The sequence below is a fragment of the Dactylosporangium sp. CA-152071 genome, from assembly GCF_050936335.1.
GTDB lineage: Bacteria > Actinomycetota > Actinomycetes > Mycobacteriales > Micromonosporaceae > Dactylosporangium > Dactylosporangium maewongense.
In genome coordinates this window covers 3,468,666-3,492,561 of the sequence record NZ_JBNJMZ010000001.1, presented here as the reverse complement: position 1 = coordinate 3,492,561, position 23,896 = coordinate 3,468,666, and the positions used below count along the sequence as shown (strand labels likewise).

The window sequence follows — 23,896 nt, the reverse complement described above, 5'->3', positions numbered from 1 at the left end:
CCCTGACGTCGCCGCAGCCGGCGCGACGGGTTACCGTCCGCGGGTGAGTTTCCACCGCGTCTACAGCGTCGCCGTCTTCATCGTGCTGGCGTCGCTGGACAACGTGGCGATCAGCCTGGTGCCGCCGCTCTACTCGCCGATCAGCCGCTCCCTCGGCGTCGGCGAGGGAGCGCTCGGCGTGGTGACCGCGGTCGGGTACCTCGTGACCGCGGTCGCCGCCGTCGGCTGGGCGTACACCGGCGACCGGACCGACCGGAAGCCGGTGCTCATGGCGGGCACCCTGATCTGGGCCGGCGGCACGGTCGCCACGGTCCTCGCCGGCGGCTACTGGACGTTCTTCGCCGCGCAGATGGTCGCGGCGGTCGGCCTCGGCGCGGTCGGCTCCGTCGGGTTCTCCGTCGTCAGCGACCTGATCTCGCCCCGCCGCCGCGGCCTCGTGATGAGCCTGTGGGGGCTGTCGCAGGGCGTCGGCACCCTCGCCGGCGTCCTCGTCGCGAGCCAGCTCGGCGGCGCGGACTGGCGGCGGCCGTTCTACGTCCTCGCGGTGCTCGGGGTGCTCGCGTCCGCCGCGTACTTCACGACCGCCGACATCCGGCGCGGGCAGAGCGAACCGGACCTCGCCGCGGTGTTCGCCGCCGGTGAGGAGTACGAGCACCGGATCTCCCGCGCCGACCTGCCCGGCATCGTCGCCCGCCGCACCAACGTGTGGCTGATCCTGCAGGGGCTGACCGCGCAGGCCGCGTTCGGGTCCCTCGTCTGGCTGCCGCGGCTGTTCCAGGCGAAGGCGGAGGCGCAGGGCTACGACGAGCAGCAGGCCATCGCGATCGGTGGCGTCCTGGCGATCCTCTTCCAGCTCGGCGGCGTGCTGTCCGTCGTGGGTGGGATGATCGGCGACCGCTGGCAGCGGCGCGACCGGGGCGGCCGGGCGAAGGTCGCCGCGATCGGGATCCTCGCCGGGGTGCCGCTGTACGTGCTGCTGTTCTTCGCCCCGCTGACGCTGCCCGCGCCGGACGGGCGGCCGGCGACGACGCTGGTGCTCGAGGCGCTGTTCACGACGCCGAGCCTGCTGGCGGCGTTCCTGTGCGCGCTGCTGGCGCTCGCGCTGACGTCGGCGAACTCGCCGAACTGGTTCGCGCTGATCGCCGACGTGAACCCGCCGGAGCACCGCGGCACCGTGTACTCGCTGGGCAACCTCGTCAACGGGGTCGGGCGGGCCGCCGGGAACGGGCTCGTCGGGGCGGTGTTCGCCGCGCTCGCGCGCAGCTTCCCGCCGCCGACGAACCTCGCCGTCGGGCTCGCCGCGTTCCAGGTCTTCTTCGTGCCCACCGGCGTCATGTACTGGCTGGCGTCGCGCACCGCCCCGGCGGACATCGAGGCGGTGCACGAGCTGCTGCGGGCGCGCGCTACAGCGTCCGCAGATGAAAGCCCCCGTCCACGTCGATGACCTGGCCGGTGGAGAACGGCAGCAGGTCCGTGGCGACGGCGACGACGGCGCGGCCGACGTCCTCGGGGGTGCCCCAGCGCCGGATCGGCGTGATGCCGTCGGCGAGGATGAGCTTGTCGTACTTCTCCTTCACCGCGCCGGTCATGTCGGTGGCGATGATGCCGGGCCGCACCTCGAACACGGTGATGCCGTGCTCGGCGAGCCGGGCCGCGAACAGCTTCGTCATCATGCCCAGCCCGGCCTTCGTCACGCAGTAGTCGCCGCGGTTGACGCTCGCGGTGTAGGCGCTCATCGACGAGATCGTGACGATCTTGCCGCGGACGCCGGCGTCGATCATCCGGCGGGCGACCTGCTGGGTGAGGAAGTAGGGGCCCTTGAGGTTGATGCCGACGAGCCGGTCGAACGACTCCTCGGTCGCCTCCAGCAGGTCGGCGCGGACGTTCGGGGCCACGCCCGCGTTGTTCACCAGGAGGTCGAGGCCGCCGAAAGCGTCGTGCGCCTCCTGTACGAGCCTTGCACGGTCCTCGGCGTCGCCGACGTCCGCACGGACGAGGGCGGCCCGGGCGCCGAGCCTCTCGATGTCGGCGGCGGTGTCCTCGGCGGCGGCGAGGTTGGACGCGTAGTTCACCACCACGTCGAAGCCGGCGCCGGCGAGGGCGAGGGCGATGCCCCGGCCGATCCCGCGGGACGCCCCGGTGACGAGCGCCGCGCTCACCGCCGCACCCCGTCGCCGAAGAACGTGTAGTACGGCCCGTCGACCAGCCGGCCGATGTACAGCGCCAGCTCCCGCAGGTGGTAGTCGCCCCACATGCTCGACTCGCCGTTGGGCACCGACTGGCCCGGCGCGACGTGGTCCCAGCCGTTCGGGCGGTGGTACACCGAGTGCAGCAGCAGCCCCTCGTGCCGCGGGTCCGTCGACAGGTAGGGCTCCTGCAGCAACGTCCTCGCGACCGTGAGCCCCGCCTGGGTGTACCTGTCGTCGCCGATCGCGCGACCGAGGCGGAGCAGGCCCTGCGCGGCGATCGCGGCGGCGCTGGAGTCGACCGGCTCGTGCGCGTTGTACGGGTCGGCGGGTGCGTCGACGTCGAGGTGCACGAGGCCCGGCGCGCCCGTGTCCCAGTACGGGATCCCGTCGGCGGGGGAGTGCTCGATGTAGAAGTCGCACGTGGCTTGCGCCGCCGCGCGGAACAGGTCGGACGGGTGGAACTCCAGCAGTTCGGCGAAGCCGAGCATCGCCCAGGCCAGGCCGCGGGTCCACGTGGAGAACGGCGAGTAGCCCTGCTGGGTGCTCGGCGCCCGGAACCGGCCGTCGTTCACGTTGAACAGGGCCTCGTGCGCCGTCCGGCCCCGGACGTCGTACACGTCGCGGCCCTTGCCGAAGTACACGTTGTAGCGGGCGGTGCTCTCCGCGTGCTGCGTCAGCCGCTCGAGCAGGTCGATCCGCTGGTCGTGCTCGCCCATCAGCACGTGCCCGAGGGAGTGGGCGACGGCGAGGGACCGGCACGAGCGGATCGTGTCGACGAACAGCGACTGCGGCCCGTTGAACGAGTAGATGTAGCCGCCGCCGTCCGCGGTCCTGCTCCAGCGGGACGCCTGCACGGCGCCGCTGACCTTCAGCGCCAGCTCGGCGAGGCCGAGGTCGGCGGAGGAGGCGCGGCCCTCCAGGATGAGGCGGCGCAGCGTCCCGTACGTGCTGACGTTGTTGAACCCGTGGTCGTGCACGCCGATGTGGCTGACGTGCGCCGCCATCACGCCGAACGTGTGCCGGCGGCCCTGCTCCAGGAAGTGCGGGTCGCCGGTCGCGTCGAACTGCAGCAGCGCCGAGCCCACCTGGAACCCCTGCGTCCACTCGGTCCAGCCGCGCGCCGTGTACCGCCCCTCGACGGTGAACACGGGCGCTCCCTGGCTGCCGCCCGGGGGGCAGGACGCGTCGATCGCGTCGATCTTCCCGGCGGACAGCTCCCACATCCGCCCGGTCGCGGCCAGCAGATCCTTGGGCGCGAGCCCGTCATCGATGCGCAACATGCCCCCGAGGATAAGGGGAAAGCGCTTTCCTGAGAACCCCGGGGTGCCGGGGGTTTGCCGCATGGCAGGATGGCGCGTGATGGACGCGACGGCTGTTGAGGAAGTCACCGATCGCTGGGTCGCCGCCTGGACCACCGGCCGCACCAGCACCCTGTTCACGCTGCTCGCCGCCGGCGCCCGGGTCGAGTCCAACCTGGACCCCGACGGCGACTTCATCGAGAAGCTCACCGGCTTCGCCGCCGCGCTGACCTCGGTGTCGGTCTTCACCCGCACCGTCATCGACCAGCGCGTCGCGCTCGTGTACGACTGCGCGGTCGACGCCGAGCAGTTCCGCCTCGCCGAGTTCCTGGTCGTGACCCCGACCGGCCTGGTCGCCGAGGTCCGCCGGGTCTACGACCTCCACGCCGTCGAACGCCTGATGCCCGAGCTCCTCCTGGAGACGTAGGGCGGCCGCACCGCGCCTGCAACGCGGTTGCTCCGGGCCGCCACCCCCACCCGGGGCGCCTGCGCCGTACCGTTGTGCAGGCGAGGGGAGAAGCCAGAAGCCGGGCCCCCGAAGGGACCCGGCCGTTGACAACTCAATACTTCAGGACATCGCGGCGGCGGAGACGAACGTGTAGCCGAGGCCCTGGATGCCCTCCACGGTCTGCTTCAGGTAGGCCGTGCCGAGGTACGGGTGGTAGAAGAAGCTCGCCACGCCGTCGCGGACCGCCAGGTTGGTCTTCGCGTTCGCGATCAGGTCGGCGGGCAGGACCGCCGGGTGCTGGTTGAACGGCTCGGGCTCGATGTTGCCGATGTTCTCGGGGATGACGGTCGAGCCGTAGACGTCGCGGACGGTGTAGGGGAAGAACTGCCCGACCATGCGCGCCGTGCTGTTGTCGACGGTGCCGCCGGACAGGACGCCGGGGAAGTACAGGCCGCGCTCGTAGCGGACGCCGACCAGGGTGTTGATCGTCTTGTAGTCCAGCGCGCTCGCCGCGTAGTGCGGGAACTCGAAGATGGTCGGCTGCTTCAGGCCGGCGAGGGCCCAGTCGGCGCGGGAGGCCAGGACCCGGGCGGTGACGTTGAGCGCCGAGTCGTTCTTCACCGGGCCGTCGTAGATGACGGCGTCGTTGGCGTCGACGTGCGCCCTGAAGAACTCGAAGTCGTTGGCGCTGACGCCGTCGTACGGGTTGTTGAGCGCGTCGAGCTGGTGCGTGTAGCCGTGCTGGAGCAGGGTGCCGCCCTTGCTCTGCATGTACTTCAGGGCGCTGACCACCAGTGGCCGCTGGCGCAGCGTGTAGTCCTCGGCCTTGCCATTGTTGTTCACACCTTTCGGGTCGCGGTACCGGCTGTAGACGGCGACGGTGAAGGGGACGTTCTTCGAGGACAGGTAGTCGGCGATGGCGCGCAGCTCCGCCGGGTCGGCGTCGGGGCCGACGTCCTCGATGCGGACCAGGGCGCGGTGCCGGGCGGCGGTCTGCGGCGCGAGCACCGAGTAGAGCAGGTCCGAGAACGCCAGGTAGCGGTCGTTTGAGGTGATGTACGACAGCGGGATCTCACCCAGGTAGGTGAGGTTGCCGGACCTGATGCCCCACGGGAACGTGGTGCCGTCGGCGCGCACCGCGGTGCCGACGGAGACGGCCTTCGCGGGGTCGGAGACGACGTAGTCCATGATGCCGCCGGCGTTGCGCACGTCCCGGGTCATCGTGGTGCCGTTGTAGACGACCTGCGACACGGGTGAGGTGTCGTAGCCCTTCCAGGTGTACCCGAACTTGGCGACGAAGTCCGCGGAGCGGGCGGTCAGCTGCCAGATGTTGTTGTACATCCAGACGACCGGCTTCGTGCCCGCGAGGGTGTCGTCGAGGAACGCGGTGGGCAGCGGCTCGTCGTAGGTGGAGCCGACGTAGACGACCGCGGAGTACGCCGCCATCTCACCGGCCGTGTAGCTGCCGACCGGGTGCGCGGTCCAGGACCCGAAGTGCGAGACGAGGTTCGTCGCCATCATCCCGTAGTCCTCGCCGAGCCACGAGTACGGGCCGGTGTTGTCGTAGAGGACGAGCGTCTTCGTCGCGGCGTTGGAGCCGGGGGCGCCGGCGCCGGAGCGGGTCGCGGTGGGGGCGGCGGCGAACGCCGGGGTCAAGGGCACGGCCAGGGCGAGCGACGCGGCGACGGCGACCGCCGCGACAGAGCTGAGCAGCTTACGCATGTCGGACAAGTTCCTTCGAATTCAGGCGGCGACGGTGGACGGCATGGGAGCGGGGTGCGCGGCGAGACCCAGGAGCGCGGCGACGGCCTGCTCGGTGCGGTGCGAGGCGAGCCCGTCACCGTAGGGGTTGCCGTTGGCGGTCATGGAGTCACGCAGGGCCGGGTCGTCGAGCAGCCGGGCCGCCTCGGCGACGATCAGGTCCTCGTCCGTGCCGACGAGCTTGGCGCAACCGGCGTGCAGCGACTCGACGCGCTCGGTGACCTCACGCAGGACCAGCGCCGGCACCTTGAACGACGGCGCCTCCTCCTGGATGCCGCCCGAGTCGGTGAGCGTCAGGTAGGCGTTGGACAGCAGCCGGGCGAGCGCCGGGTAGGGCAGCGGGTCGGTGATGGTGACCCGCGGCACCCCGGCGAGGCCGGCCTCGACCTGGGCGCGCACGGCGGGGTTGGCGTGCGCCGGCAGGACGACCCGGATGTCGGGGTAGGCCTCGACCAGGCGCCGCACCGCCGAGAGGATCCGGTCCAGCGGCTCGCCCCACGACTCGCGGCGGTGCGCGGTGACGAGGACCAGCCGGGCCTCGCCGTGCGCGGCGGCGTCGACCGCCGCGGCGATCCGGGAGTCCTCGAACGGCATCTCACGAGCGGCGATCTCCAGGGCCGCGTCCACGACCGTGTTGCCGGTGATGAGGACGCTGGCCGGGGCGACGCTCTCGTCGAGCAGGTTCGTCGCGGCGAGGGCCGTCGGCGCCAGGTGCAGCGCGGCGAGCTGGCCGACGAGCTTGCGGTTGGCCTCCTCCGGGAACGGCGAGTCCAGGTCGCCGGAGCGCAGCCCCGCCTCCAGGTGCACGACCGGGATGCGCCGCCAGAACGCGGCCATGGCGCCGGCGAGCGTCGTGGTGGTGTCGCCCTGCACGATGACCGCGGCCGGCTTGCGCTCCTCCAGGAGCGCGTCGAGCGAGGAGATCATCGCGGTGAGGAGCTCGGGCTGGCTGCCGGTGACCCGCTGCAGCGGCAGCGTCACGTCGGCCTGGACGTCGAACGCGTCGAACGCCTGGGTCACCATCGTCGGGTGCTGGCCGCTGGCGACCAGCACCGGGGTGACGCGGCCGGCGGCGCGCATCGCGGCGGCGACGGGCGCCAGCTTGATGGCCTCGGGACGGGTACCGGCGATGAGGAAGACTTCGGGAGACATGTGCGTGACGTCCTTTACGAGAGAACCGGCTCTTCGACCAGGCGTTCGGTCTTCGCCCAGGCCTGTCGCCGGCTGATCTGCCGGCCGATCGCCCGCCAGGTCGAGACCAGGCCGAGCAGGAGGAAGAAGGGGTAGGCGACGGCGGCGACCAGCAGCCGCCAGAGCTTCTCGTCGCCGAGCTGGAGGCGGTGGACCGTGGCCCAGACGAGGCCCGGGACGGTCATGCCGAGCGCCCAGAACAGTGCGACCTGCCCCATCTGCGCCCACGAGTGGATCACGACGGTGTCGCCGTGGCCGGGGATGAGCCGCCACATCGAGAAGCCCCAGAGGCCGAACACGCCGGCCGTGCCGAAGGCGTTCATCCACGGTGCGAGCAGGTAGTAGAGCATCTCCAGCAGGGCGTGGTTGCGGATCTGCCGGGAGGCGACCAGCTTCGGCACGTAGCCGACGCACTGCAGGTTGCCCTGCGCCCACCTGGTGCGTTGCCGCAGCAGCCGCTTCACGTCGACGAGGCCCTGCTGGTTGACGTTGGCCATGGAGGTGTACCGGATGCGCTCGCCGTTGAGGTGCATGCGCAGCCCGAGCTCCAGGTCCTCGACGAGGCAGTGCGACCAGGGCGCGTCGCCGAGCCGCATCAGCGACGACAGCCGGGCGAACTGCCCGTTGCCGCCCAGCCCGACCGTCCCCGCGGCGTTGCGGAGCAGCTGGCTGGCGTTGGCGATGGCGGCGAACTCGAGGTCCTGCACGGCGCCGAGGACGCGGTTGCGGTTGTGGATGCGCACCCGGGTCTGCACCGCGCCGACCCGCGGGTCGCGCATCTGGCGGGACACCTCGGTCAGGATGTTGGCGCTGCCCCGGCCGTCACCGTCGATGACGCCGACCGCGACCAGCGCCGGGTCCTCGCCGTGCAGCAGGGACAGGTCCCGGATCGCCCGGAACGCGGCGTTGAGCGCCTCGCCCTTGCCCTTGCGGGCGTTGGGGAAGTCCCGGCGCAGCACCGTCAGATCCGGGTGGTCGATGGCGGCGAGGACGTCGGGGGTGCCGTCGTCCGAACCGTCATCGACCACCATCACCCTGGTGCGCGTGCCTGCCGGGCCCTGCAGCGCCAGCGCGGCGCCGACGGTCCGGCCGACAACCCGTTCCTCGTTGAGGGCGGGCACGACGATCCAGAAGGTCAGCGGCTCGTGCTCGTTCGGCGCGATGGCATCGCGCCGGCGACGACGACCGGCGGTGGCCGAGTCGCGGGTGGTGAAGGCCACCAGCGCCAGGTTGTACGCCGGCCAGAGCGTCAGGAGCGCGAAGCCGACCAGAAGGATCGCCGTCATGCGTCAGGCTGCGCTGCGGTTGAAGCGGGACGCCCGCACCATCAGGGCGCCGGTGACGACGAGCGCGACACCTGCGGCGACGATGGCGAAGACGGGGCTTCCGGTGACGGGCAGCGAAGCGGCGGTGGATCCGCCGGCCCCGATGACGCCGATGACCTTCGTACCTGACATGACAGCTTCCCCTCGGCTATCTCTCCGGCAGTGCCCGGCGGCTCCTTGCTGGCAACCGTCGTGCACCTTGTCCTCCAGAAGCTTGGAGGCGCCGAGGGGCAATCACAATGGGTGAGCATGGTCGGATACGCTCGCGCGGACCAAGTCCGCCCAACGACCTGACAGAGCGTTTACGCAGGAAAAACTCGACCGCTACGCAGAGTGGTCGGACCGTGTGCGGTAGCTCTCAGTGAAGGAGGCGGGGTGTTGCCAGTCGGTTGCGAACTCCGCCCAGAGGGACAGGGCGACGCTGGCGCTCTCGGGCCGGTCGGCCGGCCGCTTGGCCATGCACTGGCGGCACAGCTCCGCTACGGAGCGTGGCAGGCCGGGTGCGAGCAGGACCGGGGTGGCGACCGGCTGCAGCAACCTGGCGCCCGGTGCGTGCGGCGAGCGGCCGGTCAGCATCTGGTACAGCAGGACGCCCAGCGCGTAGACGTCCCAGGCCGGCGCGTGCTCGACGCGTGAGGCCGCGGGGTGCGCGAACGGCACCGCCAGCCCGAAGTCGATGATCTTGACTCCGGCGGTGGTCAGCATGACGTTGTCGGCGGTCAGGTCGCGGTGCGCGATGCCACGGCGGTGCGCGACGGCGAGGAGCTCGGCGACCGACGCGGCGATCTCGACCGCGTGCTGCCACGGCAGTGGCCCCTCGGCGAGGCGTTTCGTCAGCGGGACGCCGTTGAGCAGCTCCATCGCGACACAGGGCACCGTCGCCCGGCCGGTGTCGAGCTCGCCGTACCCGAAGATCTTCGGCACCGTGGGGTGCCGCATCCGCTGCATGAGCAGCGGCTCCCGGCGGGCCGAGTGCACGGCCCGGCCGTTGTTGGCGAACGCCGGCGCGAGGACCTTCACGGCGGCGGGGCGCAGCTGCTCCAGGTCGACGGCCTCGTAGACGAGCGACATGCCGCCGCGGGCGATCGGGCGGACCAGCAGGAAGCGCTCCAGCACCCTGCGGCCAAGCTCGATCTCCGACACAATCGCCGACTATTCCCTAAAAGCTGCCGATCACGGAAGTCCCAGCGATGATTACCACAGCCCGTGTCGATGTGATAAGTCCGGATATGTCGGGCGTACCAAAGGAACCGCACAGCCGATCGAAACCCATAGTTGACATCCGGGTAACCGTGGCTGACGCTGGCCGCAGGAATCGCTCCCACAGGAGACGGGATGACTGACGAGCCATCGCCACCAACCGTCACCGAGGTCGCCGCCGCCGCGGGGGTCTCCGCGGCAACCGTGTCCCGAGTCCTCACCGGCCGGGTCAGGGTCAGCACCTCGGCCCGGGTGTCGGTGCACGACGCCATCGCCCAGCTCGGCTACGTCCGCCACCGCGGGCCGCGCCGGCCCGACCGGCTGCCGCAGCGGCTCCCCGTCGCCGCGCTCTTCTTCGAGCCCACGGCCCGGCTGTTCCACGACACCTTCTCCGCCAAGCTGCTCGCCGGCGCCGAGGAGGAGCTGACCCGCCACGGCATCCCGCTGCTGACGATGTCCGCGACCCGGGGCACGATCGCGTCGGCGACCCAGTTCCTGACGACCGGCGGCGTCGGCGGCGTCCTGCTGCTCGGCGGGCACAGCAGCCACCCCCTCGCGGTCTCCCTCGCCGCGTCCCGGGTGCCGCTGCGGGCCACCGGCCGCCCCGCCGACGGCCTCGACATCCCGTTCGTCGACGTCGACAACCGCGACGGCGCCCGGCAGGCCGTCGAGCACCTCATCCTGCGCCACCGCCGGGCCATCGCCGCGATCGCCGGGCCGCCCGACTCGCCCGCCGCCGTGGACCGCCTCGACGGCTATCGCCGCGCGATGGAGGCGGCCGGTAGGGTGCCCCACGTGGCGTACGGCGACTTCACCACCGCATCCGGCGGCCACGCCGCCGCCTGGCTGCTGGACCGCATGCCGCGCCTCGACGCGCTCTTCGTCGCCTCCGACGCGATGGCCGCCGGCGCGCTGCAGGCCCTGCGCAAGGCCGGCCGCCGGGTCCCCGAGGACGTCGCCGTCGTCGGCTTCGACGACGCGCCCCTCGCCTCCTACACCACGCCGCCGCTCACGACCGTGCGCCAGCCGGTCTCCGAGCTCGGCGCGGTCGCCGTCGCGCTGCTCCTGAGCGGTTCCGAGGGCGAGCAGGACTGCCCGGTGCTGCCGACCGAGCTCGTCGTCCGGGCATCAAGCTAGGGACGTGATGCACGACGGTCAGCTCCGGGAGGGCGATGTCCTGGCCCGCCGGTACATCCTGAAACAACCGGTCGGCGCAGGCGGCATGTCCGTCGTCTGGCGCGCGTGGGACAGCACCCTGGAGCGCACCGTCGCGGTCAAGGTCCTCGACGGTCCCATCGGCACCGACGTCGGCCAGCGCGACCGGATCCGACGCGAGGCCCGCGCCGCCGCGCGGATCGAGCACCCCAACGCGATCGGCGTCTACGACTACGGCGAGACCGTCACCACGCACGGCCGGATCGCCGCGTACGTCGTCATGCAGCTCCTCGACGGCACCTCCCTCGCCGGCCGGCTCGCCGAGGGCCCGCTGCCGTGGACGGACGCGATCGCGGTCGCCGCCACCGTCGCCGACGTGCTGCACGCCGCCCACCGCCGCGGCGTCGTGCACCGCGACGTCACCCCCGAGAACGTCATGCTCACCACCGACGGCGTCAAGCTGCTCGACTTCGGCATCGCCGCCGACGTCGGCCAGCGCGACACGCTGACCTTCGGCACCCCGCCCTACGTCGCGCCGGAGCGGCTGGTCGGCGCGCCCGCCAGCGGCTCCACCGACGTCTACGCCCTCGGCGTCCTGCTGTTCGAGATGCTCACCGGGCACCCGCCCCTGCGGGCCGCCACGTGGGAGGAGCTCGAGCGCGCCGTCGCCGCCGACCACCGCCCCGCCCTCAACGTGCACGGGCTGCCACCCGCGGTCGCCGCCGTCTGCCTGCGCTGCCTCAACACCGACCCCACCGAGCGCCCCACCGCCGCCGAGGTCGCCGCGACCCTGGAGTCGTCGGCGCAGCGGCACGGACGCCGCTGGGTGCCGGTCCTCGCCGTGTCGTTGGCGGCGTTGGTACTGGTGGGCCTCACCTATGTGTGGCGCAACCGCGACGACGGGCAGACCGCGTCGCCGACCCCGACGGTCAGCATCTTCGTCTCCATCCTCCCGCCCGTCACGGTCCAGCCCCCACCGGCGGCGACCCGCACCGCCACGCAGGCGGCCCCGCAAGGCCGCCCGTCGTCCGGGGCGCCAGCGGCGTCGCCGTCGCCGAACCCGACCCCGGCGCCGTCCCGGCTCACCCCGCAGCAGGCCGGGCAGGCGGTCCTCGACGTCGTCGACCGCCGTTCCGCCGCCGGGGAGCTCCGCTCCGACGTGGTGGACGACATCCGGAATCAGGTCAACAACATCATGATCAACCCGGTCGGCGCCGCGCCCCGCATCGACCGGCTGCGCAACCAGCTGGTGGACCGCCGGCGCGAGGGCTCCATCACCACCGCCGCCGCATACCAGGAGCTCGACGCCGCCGTGGGCGTGCTCGCCGCGTCGCTCACCTGACCGGCCAGGTGGCGTGTCACCCGGCCCCGCCGGGCGGGGCGGCGCGCCGGGTCGGCGGCCTGACCGCACCGGGCGGCCGTGCCCGCCGCGGCGCCGAGCCGGTCCTCAGCTGGGTGTGACGACGCGGTGGCGGACCGCCCACATCGCGGCCTCGGTGCGGGACGCGGCACCGGTCTTGCGCAGCAGGTTGGACACGTGCACCGTGACGGTCCGGACCGAGATGCCCAGGGAGCTGGCCACCTGCTGGTTGGACATGCCGGCGGCGAGACAACCGAGCACCTCGATCTCCCGCGCGGTCAGGTCGCCGCCGGCCCGCAGGCTGTGCAGCAGCGTCTCCGCCTCGGTGAGCCGCCAGCCGGGCCAGTGCACGAGCAGCGCCACCGCCCGCTCCGCGTGCTGCCGCGCGTCGCCGGCCCGGCCGAGCCGCAGCAGCGCGTGCGCGACGGCCGTGTGGACCGCGGCGTCGTACGGCGCCGCCTCCACCACCTCGACATCCGCGCCACCTCGTCGAGCGTCGCCGCGGTCCGCGACCGTCGCACCGCTGCCGTGGTGCGGCGCGCCCGGATCGCCGTGCTGCGTGGTGGTCCGGGTGTTCCGGGTGGCCGCGCCGCCGGCCTGCGGAGCGGTCACGGTGCCGGGCTGCTGGGTGGTCATGGTGCCGGGGCGCGCAGCGGCCGGGTCGCCGTGCCGCGCGGCGGTCCGGGGCTGCAGGGCGGTCGCGCCGCTGTGGTGGGGTGCGGCCGGGTCGCCGTGGCTCATGGCGGTGCCGGGCCGTGGGGTGGCCGCGGTGCCGGGGTGTGGGGTGGGTGGGCCGCCGTGGTGGAGGGCGGCCGGCAGGAGGTCGACCGCGGCGGCGTCCCGGCCCGCCGCGACGGCCAGGAGCAGCCGGAGCTGCGGCGCCGCGCCGACCGCGTCGCCGACGAGGTCCTCGACCGTCGCCGCCGGCACGCCGCCGTGCAGGGCCCACCGGGCCGCCTCGACCAGCCGCGCGGGCCGGCAGTGGCCGACGCAGTCGGCGAGCGCCAGAGCCGGGTCGGCCGGATGCGCCCCGCGGGCCGCGACGGCCACCCGCAGCACCCTGACGAGGCCCACGTCGCGCCCCTCCCCGTCGGCGCGGGCCAGGAGGCGCACCGCGAGCGGGTCGTCGCCGCGCTCGACCGCGAGGAGACCCGCCGTCGCCACGAACCTGACCCGCTCCAGCGGATCCGTCTCGATCGGCAGCCGCGACCAGGTGAGCGCCTCGGCGCGGGCGAGGTCCCCGGTCCGCAGCGCGTGCGCGATGCCGAGCGCGGTCGTGCGCCCCGCGCAGAACTCCAGCCCGGCCCGGCCGATCGCGGCCATCGCCTCGTCGAACAACCGCCGCCCCGTCACGTCGCCGAGCCCCGGCAGCCCGACCGCCACGAGGTTGTTGATGGCCCGGCCGACGGTCACCGGGTCCCGGTCGTGCTCGGCGATCTGCCGGCACGCGTGCAGCAGCGCCACCCCCCGGTCCCGCCACCCCCCGAACGACAGCGCCGTCCCCAGCGTCACCCCGGCCGAGGCGATGCTCTCCCCGCTGCGCTCCGCGGCCACCATCGCCGCCTCGGCGAGGGGCACGACCACGCCCGGCGCAGTGGTCCGCAGCGCGCTCGCCGCCTCCGCCGCCAGCTGCCGCGCCCACGCCTGCCCGATCCAGCCCGCGCCAGCCGCTCCTGCCGCGCCAGCCGCTCCTGTACCTTCAGCCGCCCCCAGGCCGTCGCCGCCTCTACCGCCCCCGGCCCGTTCGTCGGCCCGGCCCGGAGCGGCGGCGGCCAGGCCCGATGTGGTGGCGGCGCGGCCAGTTGTGGCGGTGGTGCGGCCGGTGACGGCGGTGGCGCGGTCCGATGTGGCGGCGGGGCGGTCGGTCACGGCGGCGGTGAGGGCGGCGGTGAGGGCGGCGCGGGCGTCGGCGAGCGAGGCGATGTGGCCGGCCCGGTCGGCCAGGCACCAGCGGACCTCCGCGAGGAGCCGGTGCGCGTCGGAGATCTCAGCGGGGTCCGACGCGCGGCGCAGCCAGTCCGCGGCGTGCCGCTCCGCGACCGTGAACCGGCCCGCCACGAACGCGGCGAGCGCGCCCGCCCGGAGCAGCTCCCGGCGGTCGGCCGCCGGCGGGGTGCCCGCGTCGGGAGCGCGCAGGCCGAGGTGGACCAGGTCCAGGGCGGCGTCCGGCAGGCCGGCGGCCAGGTTGGCGTGCGCCCCTCGTACAGCAGCGGCAGACGCCTCATCGAGACGGCCAAGCGCCGCGGCGTGCCTGGCCAGGGCGGCGTCGTCGCCCAGCTCGACGGCGAGGGTCCGGGCCAGGCCGTGCACCCGCGCCCGCTCGCTCGGCAACGCGCTGCCGGCCAGGGCGTCCCGCAGCAGCGGGTGCCGGAAGCGCAGCGGGCCCGCGGGGGCCAGGTCAGGGGCGATGACCAGCATCCCGAGGTCCAGCAGGCGGCGCAGGGCCGGCTCGATCTCGCCCTCGCAGACGTGCACGAGGACGTCGGTCTCGACCGGGTCGCCGAGCAGCGCCGCGGCGCGGGCCACCCGCCCGACCAGCGCCGGCTCGCCCGCCAGGGGCTCGACCAGCAGGCCGGCGACGTGCGCGGGCAGCGTCGCCCCGGCCTGGTCGCCGCGGGTGGTGACGGCGCCGGCCAGGTCGCCGCGGGCGGTGAGGAGCTCGGTCAGCCAGAAGGGGTTGCCGCCGGTGCGGGTCAGCATCGCCCGGACGGTCTCCGGCGGCGGCGCGGCACCGCGGTGCGCCTCGATCAGCTCGGCGGTCTCGCGCGCGTCGAACGGCGCCAGGTGCACCCTGACCACCGACGGCGCGCCGCCGAGCCGGCGCAGCGTGCGGGCGGCGGCCGGCGCGAACGCGGCCTCCTGCGGCGGCCGGCTCGTCACCAGCAGCAGCGCGGGCAGCGCGGCGGCCGCGGCGAGCTCGCCGATGAGCGTGAGGCTGGCCGGGTCGAGGTCGTGCAGGTCCTCGACGACGAGGACGCCGCAGCGCCCGTCGAGCAGCCGGCGGACCACGTCGACGGCGGCGCGCAGCATCGCGGCGGGCGCCAGCCGGGTGCCGCCGCCCGGGGCGGGGGAGCGCTGCGCGAGCTCGGCCGGCACGCCGCCGTCGAGGGGGTGACCACTGAGGACGGACGCCAGCCAGTCGTGCGGTGCCGCGCCGAGGGTACGGGCGGCGCCGGCCAGCACGACCGGTGGCGGCGGGTCGAGGCGGTCGAGCGACTCGGCGACGAGCCTGCTCTTGCCGCTGCCGGCCTCGCCGGTGACCAGCACGACCCGGGGCGCGGACGGTGCTGGGGACGCCGGCCGTCCCGTGGCGGGCAGGCCGGTCAGGGTCTTCAGGGCCTTCAGCGCCTTCCAGGCACCCGTGATCTCGGCGAGCTCCTCGGCTCGTCCGATGAACGGGGTGACGGGCATGCGGCCACGATACGCACAAGTGCGTACAGACGCTGTGTGTGTCGATCGGGGACGCTGGCGGGCATGGAAGAGTCGCAGCCGCGCCCCCTGACGCTGGAATGGGCCGCCCGGACCGAGGTCGGGATGGTCCGCAGCACCAACCAGGACTCGATGTTCGCCGGTGGCAGGCTCCTCGCCGTCGCCGACGGCATGGGCGGGATGGCCGCCGGCGACGTCGCCAGCCGGCTGGCGATCGAGGCGATGACCCCGCTCGACGAGGAGTTCGCCGGCAGCGACCTGCTGACCGCCCTGCGCACCGCCGTCTCCGACGCCAACCGGCGCATCCGCGACGAGGTCGAGGCGGACCCGGAGAAGCAGGGGATGGGCACGACCCTGACCGCGATCCTGTTCTCCGGCGACCGGGTCGGGCTCGTCCACATCGGCGACTCCCGCGCCTACCTGCTGCGCGGCGAGGAGTTCTCGCAGGTGACCCGCGACGACACCTACGTGCAGATGCTCGTCGACGAGGGCCGCATCACGCTCGACGAGGCCGCGACCCACCCGCAGCGGTCCCTGGTCAGCCGGGTCCTGCAGGGGCAGCCGACCGACCCGGTCTACTCGGTGGTCCCGGCGCGGGCCGGCGACCGGTACCTGCTGTGCAGCGACGGCCTGTCGGGCGTGCTGCGGGCGGAGACGATCGAGGAGGTCCTGCGCGAGTACGACGACGTCGGCGAGTGCGCCGACCGGCTCGTCGACCTCGCGATGCGCGGCGGCGGACCCGACAACATCACCGCGGTCGTCGGCGACATCGTGGGCGACGACGTGCCCGAGCGGAGGGGCCTGCGGCACCGGCTGCGGACGTGGCTCGGCCGCGACGAGGTCAACGGCGCGCGGCTGCCGGCCTGACCGCCGCCGGGATCCGGACGTCGTCCGGGGTCCACGCGGCGACCCGCTCGGCGGCGGCCACGGTCACGCGGTCCGGGGTCAGCCGGAACAGGGTCCGCACCATCGCGCCGGTGAGCCTGCCACGCGCCCCGGCGAGCCGGCCGACCTGCCACGACCGCCGTGCGACGGCGGCCACCCGGGGGCGGCGCTGCTGGTCGTACACCTCGAGCGCGACGGAGACGGGAGCACCCTTCGGCAGCAGGAGCGCCAGGGTCACGGCATCCTCCAGGGCCTGGCAGGCGCCCTGACCGAGGTTGGGCGTCATGGCGTGCGCCGCGTCGCCGACCAGCGCCACCCGCGTGCCGAAGCGCATCGGGGCGACCGGGTGCAGGTCGAGCAGCGGATGGTGGGACAGCTGGCCGGGGGCGGTCGCGGCGAGCAGGCGGGGGATCGGGTCGTGCCAGCCGGCCAGGGCGCCGGTGAGCTCGGCGAGCTGCTCGGCCGGTGCGCCGGTGCGCGGCGGGCCGGGCGCGGCGGCGTACCAGTAGACGGTGCCCGGACCGGTCGGCGCGTACCCGAAGCGCCAGCCCTTCGGCCCGGTGGTCTCGCCGCCGCCGTCGACGTCGCCCCGGACGACGGCCCGCCACGAGACCTGGCCGCTGTCGCGGATGCGGACCTGCGGGGCGTACGCGGCGCGGACCGCGCTGCCGATGCCGTCGGCGCAGACGATCAGGTCGGCGTCCAGGGCCTCGACCCCGGCGACCCCGGTGACGTGATGTCCCGTGTGGACGGTCGCCGGCAGGCCGTCGAGGAGGATCTCGTGCAGGTCGGCGCGGTGCAGCACGACCGGCGGCTCGGGCAGGCGGACCCGGCTGAGCGGGCGGCCGTCCCAGGCGCGCAGCCCGCCGCCGTGGATCCGCCCACCGGCCCGCTCGACGGCGTCGCCGACGCCCAGGTGGTGCAGCGCCCGCATCGCGTTGGGCCACAGGGAGATGCCGGCACCGACCTGGGACAGGTCCGGCCGCCGCTCGAGCACCGTGACGTCCCAGCCCTGCCGTCCGAGCCCGCGGGCGGTCGCCAGCCCGCCGATACCGCCGCCCACCACGAGCGCGCGCATGGCCGTCTCCTTCCGACTTCCGTCGTTCCATCGGGGTTGCTACAGGTGTAGTAACTCGACGCTACACCTGTAGCATCGCCGTGTGAACGTTCGTGACGCGGATCGCAAGACGCTCCTGGCCGACGCCGCGATCGAGGTGCTCGGCACCGGCGGGGTCCGGGCGCTGACCCACCGGGCCGTCGACACCGCCGCCGGCCTGCCCCAGGGCACCTGCGGCTACCACTTCCCGAGCCGCGCCGCCCTGCTGACCGCCGCCCTGACCCGCATCGCGGCCCTGGACCTCGCCGACGCGTCCGGCGCGGATCTTCCGGCGGTGCTGCGCGGCTGGGTGCTCGGCGACGCGGCCCGCACCCGGGCCCGCTTCATGCTCATGCTCGACCCGCAGGCCCGGGCCGAGCTGGGCCCCTCCGCGGCCGACCTGGCCGGCGGGTTCGTGCAGCGGGCGGTGGAGCTCTTCGGCTCGCAGGACCGCGCCCGGCTCGCGATCGCCCTCATCGACGGGCTGCTGCTCGACGAGCTGACCCGCGGCACGGTCACCGACGAGCAGCGCCGGGCCCGGCTCGCCGCCGTCCAGGAAATAGTCACAATCCACCGATAACCTCGGGCGGCCCGGATCGTTGACCGGTTTGAGCACGAATCCCCCAGTGCTCGCCCTCTCGCGAAAGCGACACGACCGTGGTCAGCAATCCGCGCATGTTCTGGCTCGTCCTGGTCACCGCGGTCGCCGCGTTCAGTGCCGCGGCCTCCGCCGGTCCGGTGCTGTCCTTCGGCGCCGTCGCCGCCGGTGTCATCGTGGGCTCGCTCGTCCACGCCGTGTCGCTGATCCGCCTCGCGCTGCGCATCCACCACGGCCGCAGCGACTTCGGCCCGTGCCGCGGCGCCGGGTTCCTCGGCATGGGCGCCCTGTTCACCGGCGCCGGCGTGGCCGTCACCGGGTTCGTCGCGCTGACCACGTCCACCGCCGCGCCCGGCGTCGCCGCCGCCGTCACCACGCTCGTCGCCGCGCCCACGTTCCTGCTCGGCCTGCTCCTGCTGCCCGGCACGGCCCCCACCGTCCGCGCCCGGCTGCGCCGCCTCCTCGACGGCGCCGGCATCGGCGTCACCCTGTGCTACAGCGTCTGGGTCCTCGCCGCCGCCACCTCCGTCCTCACCGGGCCGCTGCCCCTCGCCGTCGCGGTCACCTGCTGCGTCTCGGTCTCCGTCGCCGTCGTCGCCGGGCTGCGCGCCGTCCGGCACCGCCCCGCCGCGCTCGCCTGCGCCGGCGGGTCCGCGCTGTCGATCGTCGGGCTCGGCCTCTTCACCGTCCTGCTCGCCGAGCTGCGCCGCCCCGGCGAGCCGTTCGGCCCCGGCGCCGGCTGGGTCTCCGCGGGCCTCGCCGTCGCCGGGCTCGCGCTCGTCGCCGGCCCGTTCCTGATCCTCGCCGGCGCCCGCCGCGCCGACGACGCGCCGACCCGCCCGCACGCCGCCGACGCCGGCGGCACCCTCGCCGGCTATCCGCTGCTCATCGGGCCGGCCCTGCTCGCCGTCGCGGTGTCGGTGACGCACCTGCTCACCGGCGGCCGGTTCGACCCCGTGGCCGTCGGTCTCGGCGTCGCCGCGGCGGTCGCCGTCGCGTGCCGGGAGGGCCTCGCGGCCCGCGACATCCGGCGGTACGCGCGGACCCTCGCCACCCGGGAGGCGCACTTCCGGGCGCTCGTCGCCGGCTCCACCGACGTCGCCATCGTCCTGGACGCCGAGCTCGTCGTGCGGTGGCAGTCACCGGCCGCGGCCCGCCAGTTCGGCCTCTCCGACCAGGACGTCCTCGGCCGCCCGCTCACCGACCTGCTGCACCCCGCCGACGCGGGCCCGGCCGGGGACGTGCTGCGGGCCGTCCTCGCCGGCCGCCAGCACGTGCTGCTGCAGGCCCGGCTGCGCGACGGGTTCGGCCACTGGCGCGACACCGAGTCGACCATCAGCGACCAGCGCGCCGCACCCGAGGTCGCCGGCGTCGTCGTCCACGTCCGCGACGTCGGCGACCGGGCCCAGCTGCAGCGCAGCCTCGACGAGGCCACCTGGACCGACGACCAGACCAGGCTCGCCAACCGGCGCCGGTTCCTCGCCGCCGTCGCCGAGGCCCACCGCGCCCCGGCGGCCGAGGCGGGCTGCGTGCTCGTCGCCGAGCTCGACCGCTTCGAGAGCGTCGCCGACCTGCACGGCCCGACCGTCGCCGACGCGGTGCTCATCGAGGCCGCCCGCCGGCTGCGCGCCGCCGTCGGCCCGGAGGACCTGCCCGCCCGCCTCGCCGGCGCCGGCTTCGCCGTGCTCACCGGCGCGCCGCTCGTGCACGCGTTCGCGCTCGCCACGCGCGTCGCCACCGCCTTCGCCGAGCCGTTCCACCTGCCCGGCCACACCGTCCACCTCACCGCCGACGTCGGCGTCACCGACCTGCACGGCGCGGGCCACCTGCACGGCGCGGGCCACCCGCACGGCGCGGCCGGTGCCGAGGACGTCCTGCGCCGCGCCGACATCGCCCGCCGCCGCGCCCGGCAGCTGTCCCGCGGCCGCGACGGCGGCCGGGTCGAGTGCTACGACGAGTCCTTCGAGGCCGCCCTCGTCCGCCGCACCGACCTGGAGCAGCAGCTGCCCGGCGTTGTCGGCCGCGGCGAGCTCGACCTCGTCTTCCAGCCCGTCGTCGACCTCGGCTCCCGCCTCCCCGCCGGCGTCGAGGCGCTGCTGCGCTGGCGGCACCCCCGGCTCGGCGTCGTCCCGCCGCACGAGTTCCTGCCCGTCGCGGAGGAGCTCGGCCTCGCCGACGAGCTGGGCGAGTGGGCCCTGCACCAGGCGTGCCGGCAGCTGTCCCGCTGGCGCGCCGACGGCCGCGACCTGTGGATGTCCGTCAACGCCTCGGCCCGCCAGCTCGCCGCCCCCGGCTGGCTGGCCACCGTCGCCACCGCCGTCGACACCCACTGCGTCCCCGCCGAGTCCCTGATCATCGAGGTCGCCGAGGCCGCCCTGCCCGACGACGCCGGCGCCGTCGAGCAGCTCGCCGGCCTGCGCGCCCTCGGCGTCCGCACCGCGATCGACCACTTCGGCACCGGCCCGACCGCCCTCGCCCACCTGCGCCGCCTCCCCGTCGACGTCCTGAAGATCGACCAGGTGCTGTTCAGCGAGCCCGCCGGCCAGCGCGCCCCGGCCACCCCGATCGTCGACGTCGTCGTCGGCCTCGCCCGCCGCCTGGGGATCGACGTCGTCGCGTGCGGCCTGGAGACCGAGTCCCACGTGGACGTCGTCCGGGCCGCGGGCTGCCGCCTGGGCCAGGGTTACCTGCTCAGCCGGCCCGACCACGCCGAGCATGTCGAGGCCTACCTGGAGCGCCACCGAGCCAGGCTCTTCTGACCGCGGCGGGGATACACGGCGGGGCGCCGCTGCTCTACCGTGATCATCCATGGCCATGCAGTTCGAGTACACGGTGCCCCAGCCGCCGCGCAGGAACACCACCCTGCGGACCGTGCTGATCGTCGTCGGCGTGCTCGCCGTGCTGTGCTGCGGTGGTGGCGGCGTCGGTGCCTACTTCCTCTTCAACAAGGTGGCCGACTCGACGTCGGCGGCGCAGGCGGCCGCCGAGGCCTACGTCGGCGCCCTCGAGTCCGGGGACTTCGCCGCCGCGTACGGGCTGGCGTGCGCCGCGACGCGCGGCGAGCACACGCAGGACGACTACGTCGCGGCCCTGGGCCGGCAGCCGAAGATCCAGAGCCACAAGGTCGTGGGCACGTTCATCCGGAACGTCAACGGCAAGACCTCGGCGGACATCACGATGGACGTGGTGTACGCCGAGGGCTCCCCGAAGCGTTACGTCTTCACCCTCGTCGAGGAGGGCGACGCCTGGAAGGTCTGCGGCGTGCCCTCCTGAGCGCCGCTCAGTAGTCGGTGGCGCGGGGGCGCGGCGGGGCGTGCAGGGTCAGGATCAGGTCGAGGACCAGCGCGGTCCACCCCGTCTGGTGCGCCGCCCCGAGCCCCGCCCCCGTGTCGCCGTGGAAGTACTCGTAGTACAGCAGCAGGTCGTGCCAGGCGGGGTCGTTCTGGAACAGCGGGACGTCGCCGAAGACGGGCCGGCGGCCGGTGTCGTCGTCGCGGAAGAGGTTGACCAGGCGCCGCGACAGGTCGTCGGCGACCGCGGCGAGGGTGGCCATCTTGCCGCTGCCCGCCGGGTACTCCACCTGCAGGTCGTCGCCGAAGAACTCGGAGAAACGGCGGACCGCCTCGATCAGGATGTAGTTGACCGGGAACCAGATCGGCCCGCGCCAGTTGGAGTTGCCGCCGAAGAGGCCGCTGGTCGACTCGGCGGGCTCGTAGCCGACGGTGTAGTCCGCCTCGCCGATGTGCACGGTGAACGGCTCGTCCTTGTGGGCGCGGGACAGCGTCCGCAGCCCGTACGGGGAGAGGAACTCCTCCTCGTCGAGCATCCGCTGCAGGATGCGGATCAGCTGGTCGGGCCCGACCATCGACAGCAGGCGCAGCTGCTGCCCGCCGCGGCTCTTCTTCGCGCCGACGACGTCGCCGTACTCGGGCTTGTTGGTGAGGAACCAGCGCAGGCGGGCCGCGACGTCGGGCAGGCGGCGCAGCGTGGAGGAGCCGATGATGGTGGTCGCCGTGAGCGGGAGCAGGCCGACGACGGAGCGGACCTTCAGCGGGATGCGCTGCCCGTCGGCGGTGCGCAGCACGTCGTAGAAGAAGGCCTCCTCCTCGTCCCAGAGGCCGAACTCGTAGGCGGCGTCGGCGATGTACGCGAAGTGCTCGAGGAACTTGGCGGCGATGTCCTCGTAGACCCGGTCGTGCACCGCGAGCGCCAGCGACATGTCGAGCATGTTCAGCGCGTACATCGCCATCCACGCCGTGCCGTCGGACTGCTCCAGGCGGCCGCCGACGGGCAGCGCCGCGGACCGGTCGAACGGGCCGACGTTGTCCAGGCCGAGGAAGCCGCCCTCGAAGACGTTGTTGCCCTCGGCGTCCTTGCGGTTGACCCACCAGGTGAAGTTGAGCAGCAGCTTGTGCAGGACGCGGGCGAGGAAGTCGAAGTCCTTGGAGCCGTCGATCGCGAAGACGCGCAGCGCCGCCCACGCGTGCACGGGCGGGTTCACGTCGCCGAACGCCCACTCGTACGCCGGGATCTGTCCGTTGGGATGCATGTACCACTCCCGCAGGAGCAGCAGCAGCTGGTCCTTGGCGAAGCCGGGATCGACGCGGGCGATCGCCACGCAGTGGAACGCCAGGTCCCACGCGGCGTACCACGGGTACTCCCACGGGTCCGGCATCGACAGCACGTCGCAGCTGTTCATGTGCCACCAGTGGCTGTTGCGGCCGTGGCGGCGGCTGTCCGGCGGTGGCTCGGAGACGGGGTCGCCCTCCAGCCAGCGCGCGACGTCGAAGTGGAAGAACTGCTTGCCCCACATGAGGCCGGCGACGCCCTGCCGGACGATCATCGCCTCCTCCGGGGTGGCGGTCGGCGGGACGAGGTCGGCGAAGTAGGCGTCGGCCTCGGCCAGCCGCCGGGACATGGTCATGTCGAAGTCGGCGCGCAGGTCGGCGGGGGCGAGGTCCTTCGCGCCGGGCGCGTTGAGGTTGAGCCGCAGCCGGATCTCGTGCGTGCCGCCCGCGGGCACGGAGATCAGGTAGTGCAGCGCCGCCTTGGTGCCGACGAGGTCGGGGTTGACCGTGTCCTTGCCGTGCAGGATGTGGTCGTTGATGCCGTCCTTCGGGTACTCGCGGCCCGGTTTGCCCCAGATGCGGTCGCCGTTGGTCTCGTTGTTGCAGAACAGCGGCTGGGGCGCGCCGTCGCCGGTGAGCGCGAGGCGGCCCAGCAGCCGGTGCTCGGCCAGCAGGCCGTTGTCCTTGACGCGGATCTCCGGCTCGTAGTCGCGGCCGGGCAGCCCCCACGCCCACGTGTTGCGGAACCACAGGGTCGGCAGCAGGTGCAGGGTCGCCGGCTCGGGTCCCATGTTCTTGACCGTGATCCGGACGCACATGTCGGTCGGGCCGGCCTTGGCGTAGTCGACCTCGACGGCCCAGTAGCGGTCGTCGTCGAAGATGCCGGTGTCGACCAGCTCGTACTCGGGCTCGTCACGCCCGCGGCGGCAGTTCTCGGCGACCAGGTCGTCGTAGGGGAACGTGCGCTGCGGGTAGTGGTAGCGCCACTTCATCCACGAGTGGGTGGGCGTGGAGTCCAGATACCACCAGTAGTCCTTGACGTCCTCGCCGTGGTTGCCGAGGTCACCGCCGAGACCGAACATCCGCTCCTTGAGGATCGGGTCCTTGCCGTTCCACAGGCCGAGGGCGAAGCAGAACGTCTGGCGGTCGTCGCAGATGCCCGCCATCCCGTCCTCGTTCCACCGGTACGCGCGGGAGCGGGCCTGGTCGTGCGGGAAGTAGTCCCAGGCCGTGCCGTGCGGGCTGTAGTCCTCCCGGACCGTGCCCCAGGCGCGCTCGGAGAGGTAGGGCCCCCAGCCCCGCCATGGGCGCTCCCCGCTGTCGGCCTCGGCGAGGCGTCGGCGCTCGGCGTTCCCATCGTCCTCGATCACGAAGTCATTCTCCGTCGCAGATG

17 protein-coding genes and 1 pseudogene are annotated in these 23,896 nt (G+C 73.9%); 8 read left to right on the top strand and 10 right to left on the bottom strand.

Going from position 1 to position 23,896, the window contains the following annotated elements:
- Positions 1-43: 43 nt before the first annotated feature.
- A complete protein-coding gene (locus ACQEVZ_RS15555; protein WP_433366864.1) occupies positions 44-1,444 on the top strand; it encodes an MFS transporter in 1,401 nt (466 codons plus the stop codon).
- Here ACQEVZ_RS15555 and ACQEVZ_RS15550 read toward each other — a convergent pair.
- The gene (locus tag ACQEVZ_RS15550) at positions 1,404-2,159 is read right to left on the bottom strand and encodes a 3-ketoacyl-ACP reductase (protein ID WP_433366861.1); all 756 of its coding nucleotides are present in this window, start codon (positions 2,157-2,159) and stop codon (positions 1,404-1,406) included. The genes ACQEVZ_RS15555 and ACQEVZ_RS15550 overlap by 41 nt on opposite strands.
- Complete coding sequence (locus ACQEVZ_RS15545; protein ID WP_433366859.1) at positions 2,156-3,469, bottom strand: hypothetical protein; 1,314 nt, start codon at positions 3,467-3,469, stop codon at positions 2,156-2,158. The genes ACQEVZ_RS15550 and ACQEVZ_RS15545 overlap by 4 nt, the downstream gene beginning before the upstream one ends.
- Before the next feature lie 61 nt (positions 3,470-3,530).
- Between ACQEVZ_RS15545 and ACQEVZ_RS15540 the strand changes: the two genes are divergently transcribed.
- A complete protein-coding gene (locus ACQEVZ_RS15540) occupies positions 3,531-3,914 on the top strand; it encodes a hypothetical protein (protein ID WP_433366856.1) in 384 nt (127 codons plus the stop codon).
- A gap of 141 nt (positions 3,915-4,055) precedes the next feature.
- Here the strand turns inward: ACQEVZ_RS15540 and ACQEVZ_RS15535 are convergent, their stop codons facing one another.
- From ACQEVZ_RS15535 to ACQEVZ_RS15515, 5 genes are all read right to left on the bottom strand, one after another.
- Positions 4,056-5,657, bottom strand: coding sequence for a DUF2334 domain-containing protein (locus ACQEVZ_RS15535; protein ID WP_433366853.1), 1,602 nt, complete (start codon positions 5,655-5,657; stop codon positions 4,056-4,058).
- Positions 5,658-5,678: 21 nt separating this feature from the next.
- Entirely contained in the window at positions 5,679-6,848 is a 1,170-nt protein-coding gene (wecB, locus tag ACQEVZ_RS15530; RefSeq protein WP_433366850.1) for a non-hydrolyzing UDP-N-acetylglucosamine 2-epimerase, read from the bottom strand.
- Positions 6,849-6,862: 14 nt separating this feature from the next.
- Positions 6,863-8,173 carry a glycosyltransferase gene (locus ACQEVZ_RS15525; RefSeq protein WP_433366848.1) on the bottom strand — a complete coding sequence of 437 codons (1,311 nt, stop codon included), beginning with the start codon at positions 8,171-8,173 and terminating at the stop codon, positions 6,863-6,865.
- A gap of 3 nt (positions 8,174-8,176) precedes the next feature.
- Positions 8,177-8,344 carry an LPXTG cell wall anchor domain-containing protein gene (locus ACQEVZ_RS15520; protein ID WP_360566883.1) on the bottom strand — a complete coding sequence of 56 codons (168 nt, stop codon included), beginning with the start codon at positions 8,342-8,344 and terminating at the stop codon, positions 8,177-8,179.
- 192 nt (positions 8,345-8,536) lie between these two features.
- A complete protein-coding gene (locus ACQEVZ_RS15515; RefSeq protein ID WP_344512911.1) occupies positions 8,537-9,355 on the bottom strand; it encodes a serine/threonine-protein kinase in 819 nt (272 codons plus the stop codon).
- Positions 9,356-9,547: 192 nt separating this feature from the next.
- On the opposite strand from ACQEVZ_RS15515, the gene ACQEVZ_RS15510 reads away from it, so the two are divergent.
- Positions 9,548-10,549, top strand: coding sequence for a LacI family DNA-binding transcriptional regulator (locus ACQEVZ_RS15510; RefSeq protein WP_344512913.1), 1,002 nt, complete (start codon positions 9,548-9,550; stop codon positions 10,547-10,549).
- Positions 10,550-10,556: 7 nt separating this feature from the next.
- Entirely contained in the window at positions 10,557-11,909 is a 1,353-nt protein-coding gene (locus tag ACQEVZ_RS15505; protein ID WP_433376779.1) for a serine/threonine-protein kinase, read from the top strand.
- A gap of 105 nt (positions 11,910-12,014) precedes the next feature.
- Here ACQEVZ_RS15505 and ACQEVZ_RS15500 read toward each other — a convergent pair whose 3' ends face one another.
- On the bottom strand, positions 12,015-15,338 hold the full coding sequence (locus tag ACQEVZ_RS15500; RefSeq protein ID WP_433366843.1) for a helix-turn-helix transcriptional regulator: 3,324 nt from the start codon (positions 15,336-15,338) through the stop codon (positions 12,015-12,017).
- Positions 15,339-15,401: 63 nt separating this feature from the next.
- On the opposite strand from ACQEVZ_RS15500, the pseudogene ACQEVZ_RS15495 reads away from it, so the two are divergent.
- Positions 15,402-16,148, top strand: a pseudogene (locus ACQEVZ_RS15495) (PP2C family protein-serine/threonine phosphatase); the annotation flags it as partial.
- A 49-nt stretch (positions 16,149-16,197) separates the two neighbouring features.
- On the opposite strand, the gene ACQEVZ_RS15490 reads toward ACQEVZ_RS15495, so the two are convergent.
- Positions 16,198-17,319 (bottom strand): FAD-dependent oxidoreductase, encoded by a 1,122-nt coding sequence (locus ACQEVZ_RS15490; protein ID WP_433366840.1) that lies wholly within the window; start codon positions 17,317-17,319, stop codon positions 16,198-16,200.
- Positions 17,320-17,401: 82 nt separating this feature from the next.
- Here ACQEVZ_RS15490 and ACQEVZ_RS15485 point away from each other — a divergent pair, with 82 nt between their 5' ends.
- From ACQEVZ_RS15485 to ACQEVZ_RS15475, 3 genes are all read left to right on the top strand, one after another.
- Entirely contained in the window at positions 17,402-17,917 is a 516-nt protein-coding gene (locus tag ACQEVZ_RS15485) for a TetR/AcrR family transcriptional regulator (RefSeq protein WP_433366837.1), read from the top strand.
- A 95-nt stretch (positions 17,918-18,012) separates the two neighbouring features.
- Positions 18,013-20,694, top strand: coding sequence for a putative bifunctional diguanylate cyclase/phosphodiesterase (locus ACQEVZ_RS15480; protein WP_433366834.1), 2,682 nt, complete (start codon positions 18,013-18,015; stop codon positions 20,692-20,694).
- 49 nt (positions 20,695-20,743) lie between these two features.
- The gene (locus ACQEVZ_RS15475) at positions 20,744-21,208 is read left to right on the top strand and encodes an Rv0361 family membrane protein (protein ID WP_344512923.1); all 465 of its coding nucleotides are present in this window, start codon (positions 20,744-20,746) and stop codon (positions 21,206-21,208) included.
- 7 nt (positions 21,209-21,215) lie between these two features.
- Here the strand turns inward: ACQEVZ_RS15475 and ACQEVZ_RS15470 are convergent, their stop codons facing one another.
- Positions 21,216-23,873, bottom strand: coding sequence for an MGH1-like glycoside hydrolase domain-containing protein (locus ACQEVZ_RS15470; protein WP_433366830.1), 2,658 nt, complete (start codon positions 23,871-23,873; stop codon positions 21,216-21,218).
- Between the last annotated feature and the right edge of the window lie 23 nt (positions 23,874-23,896).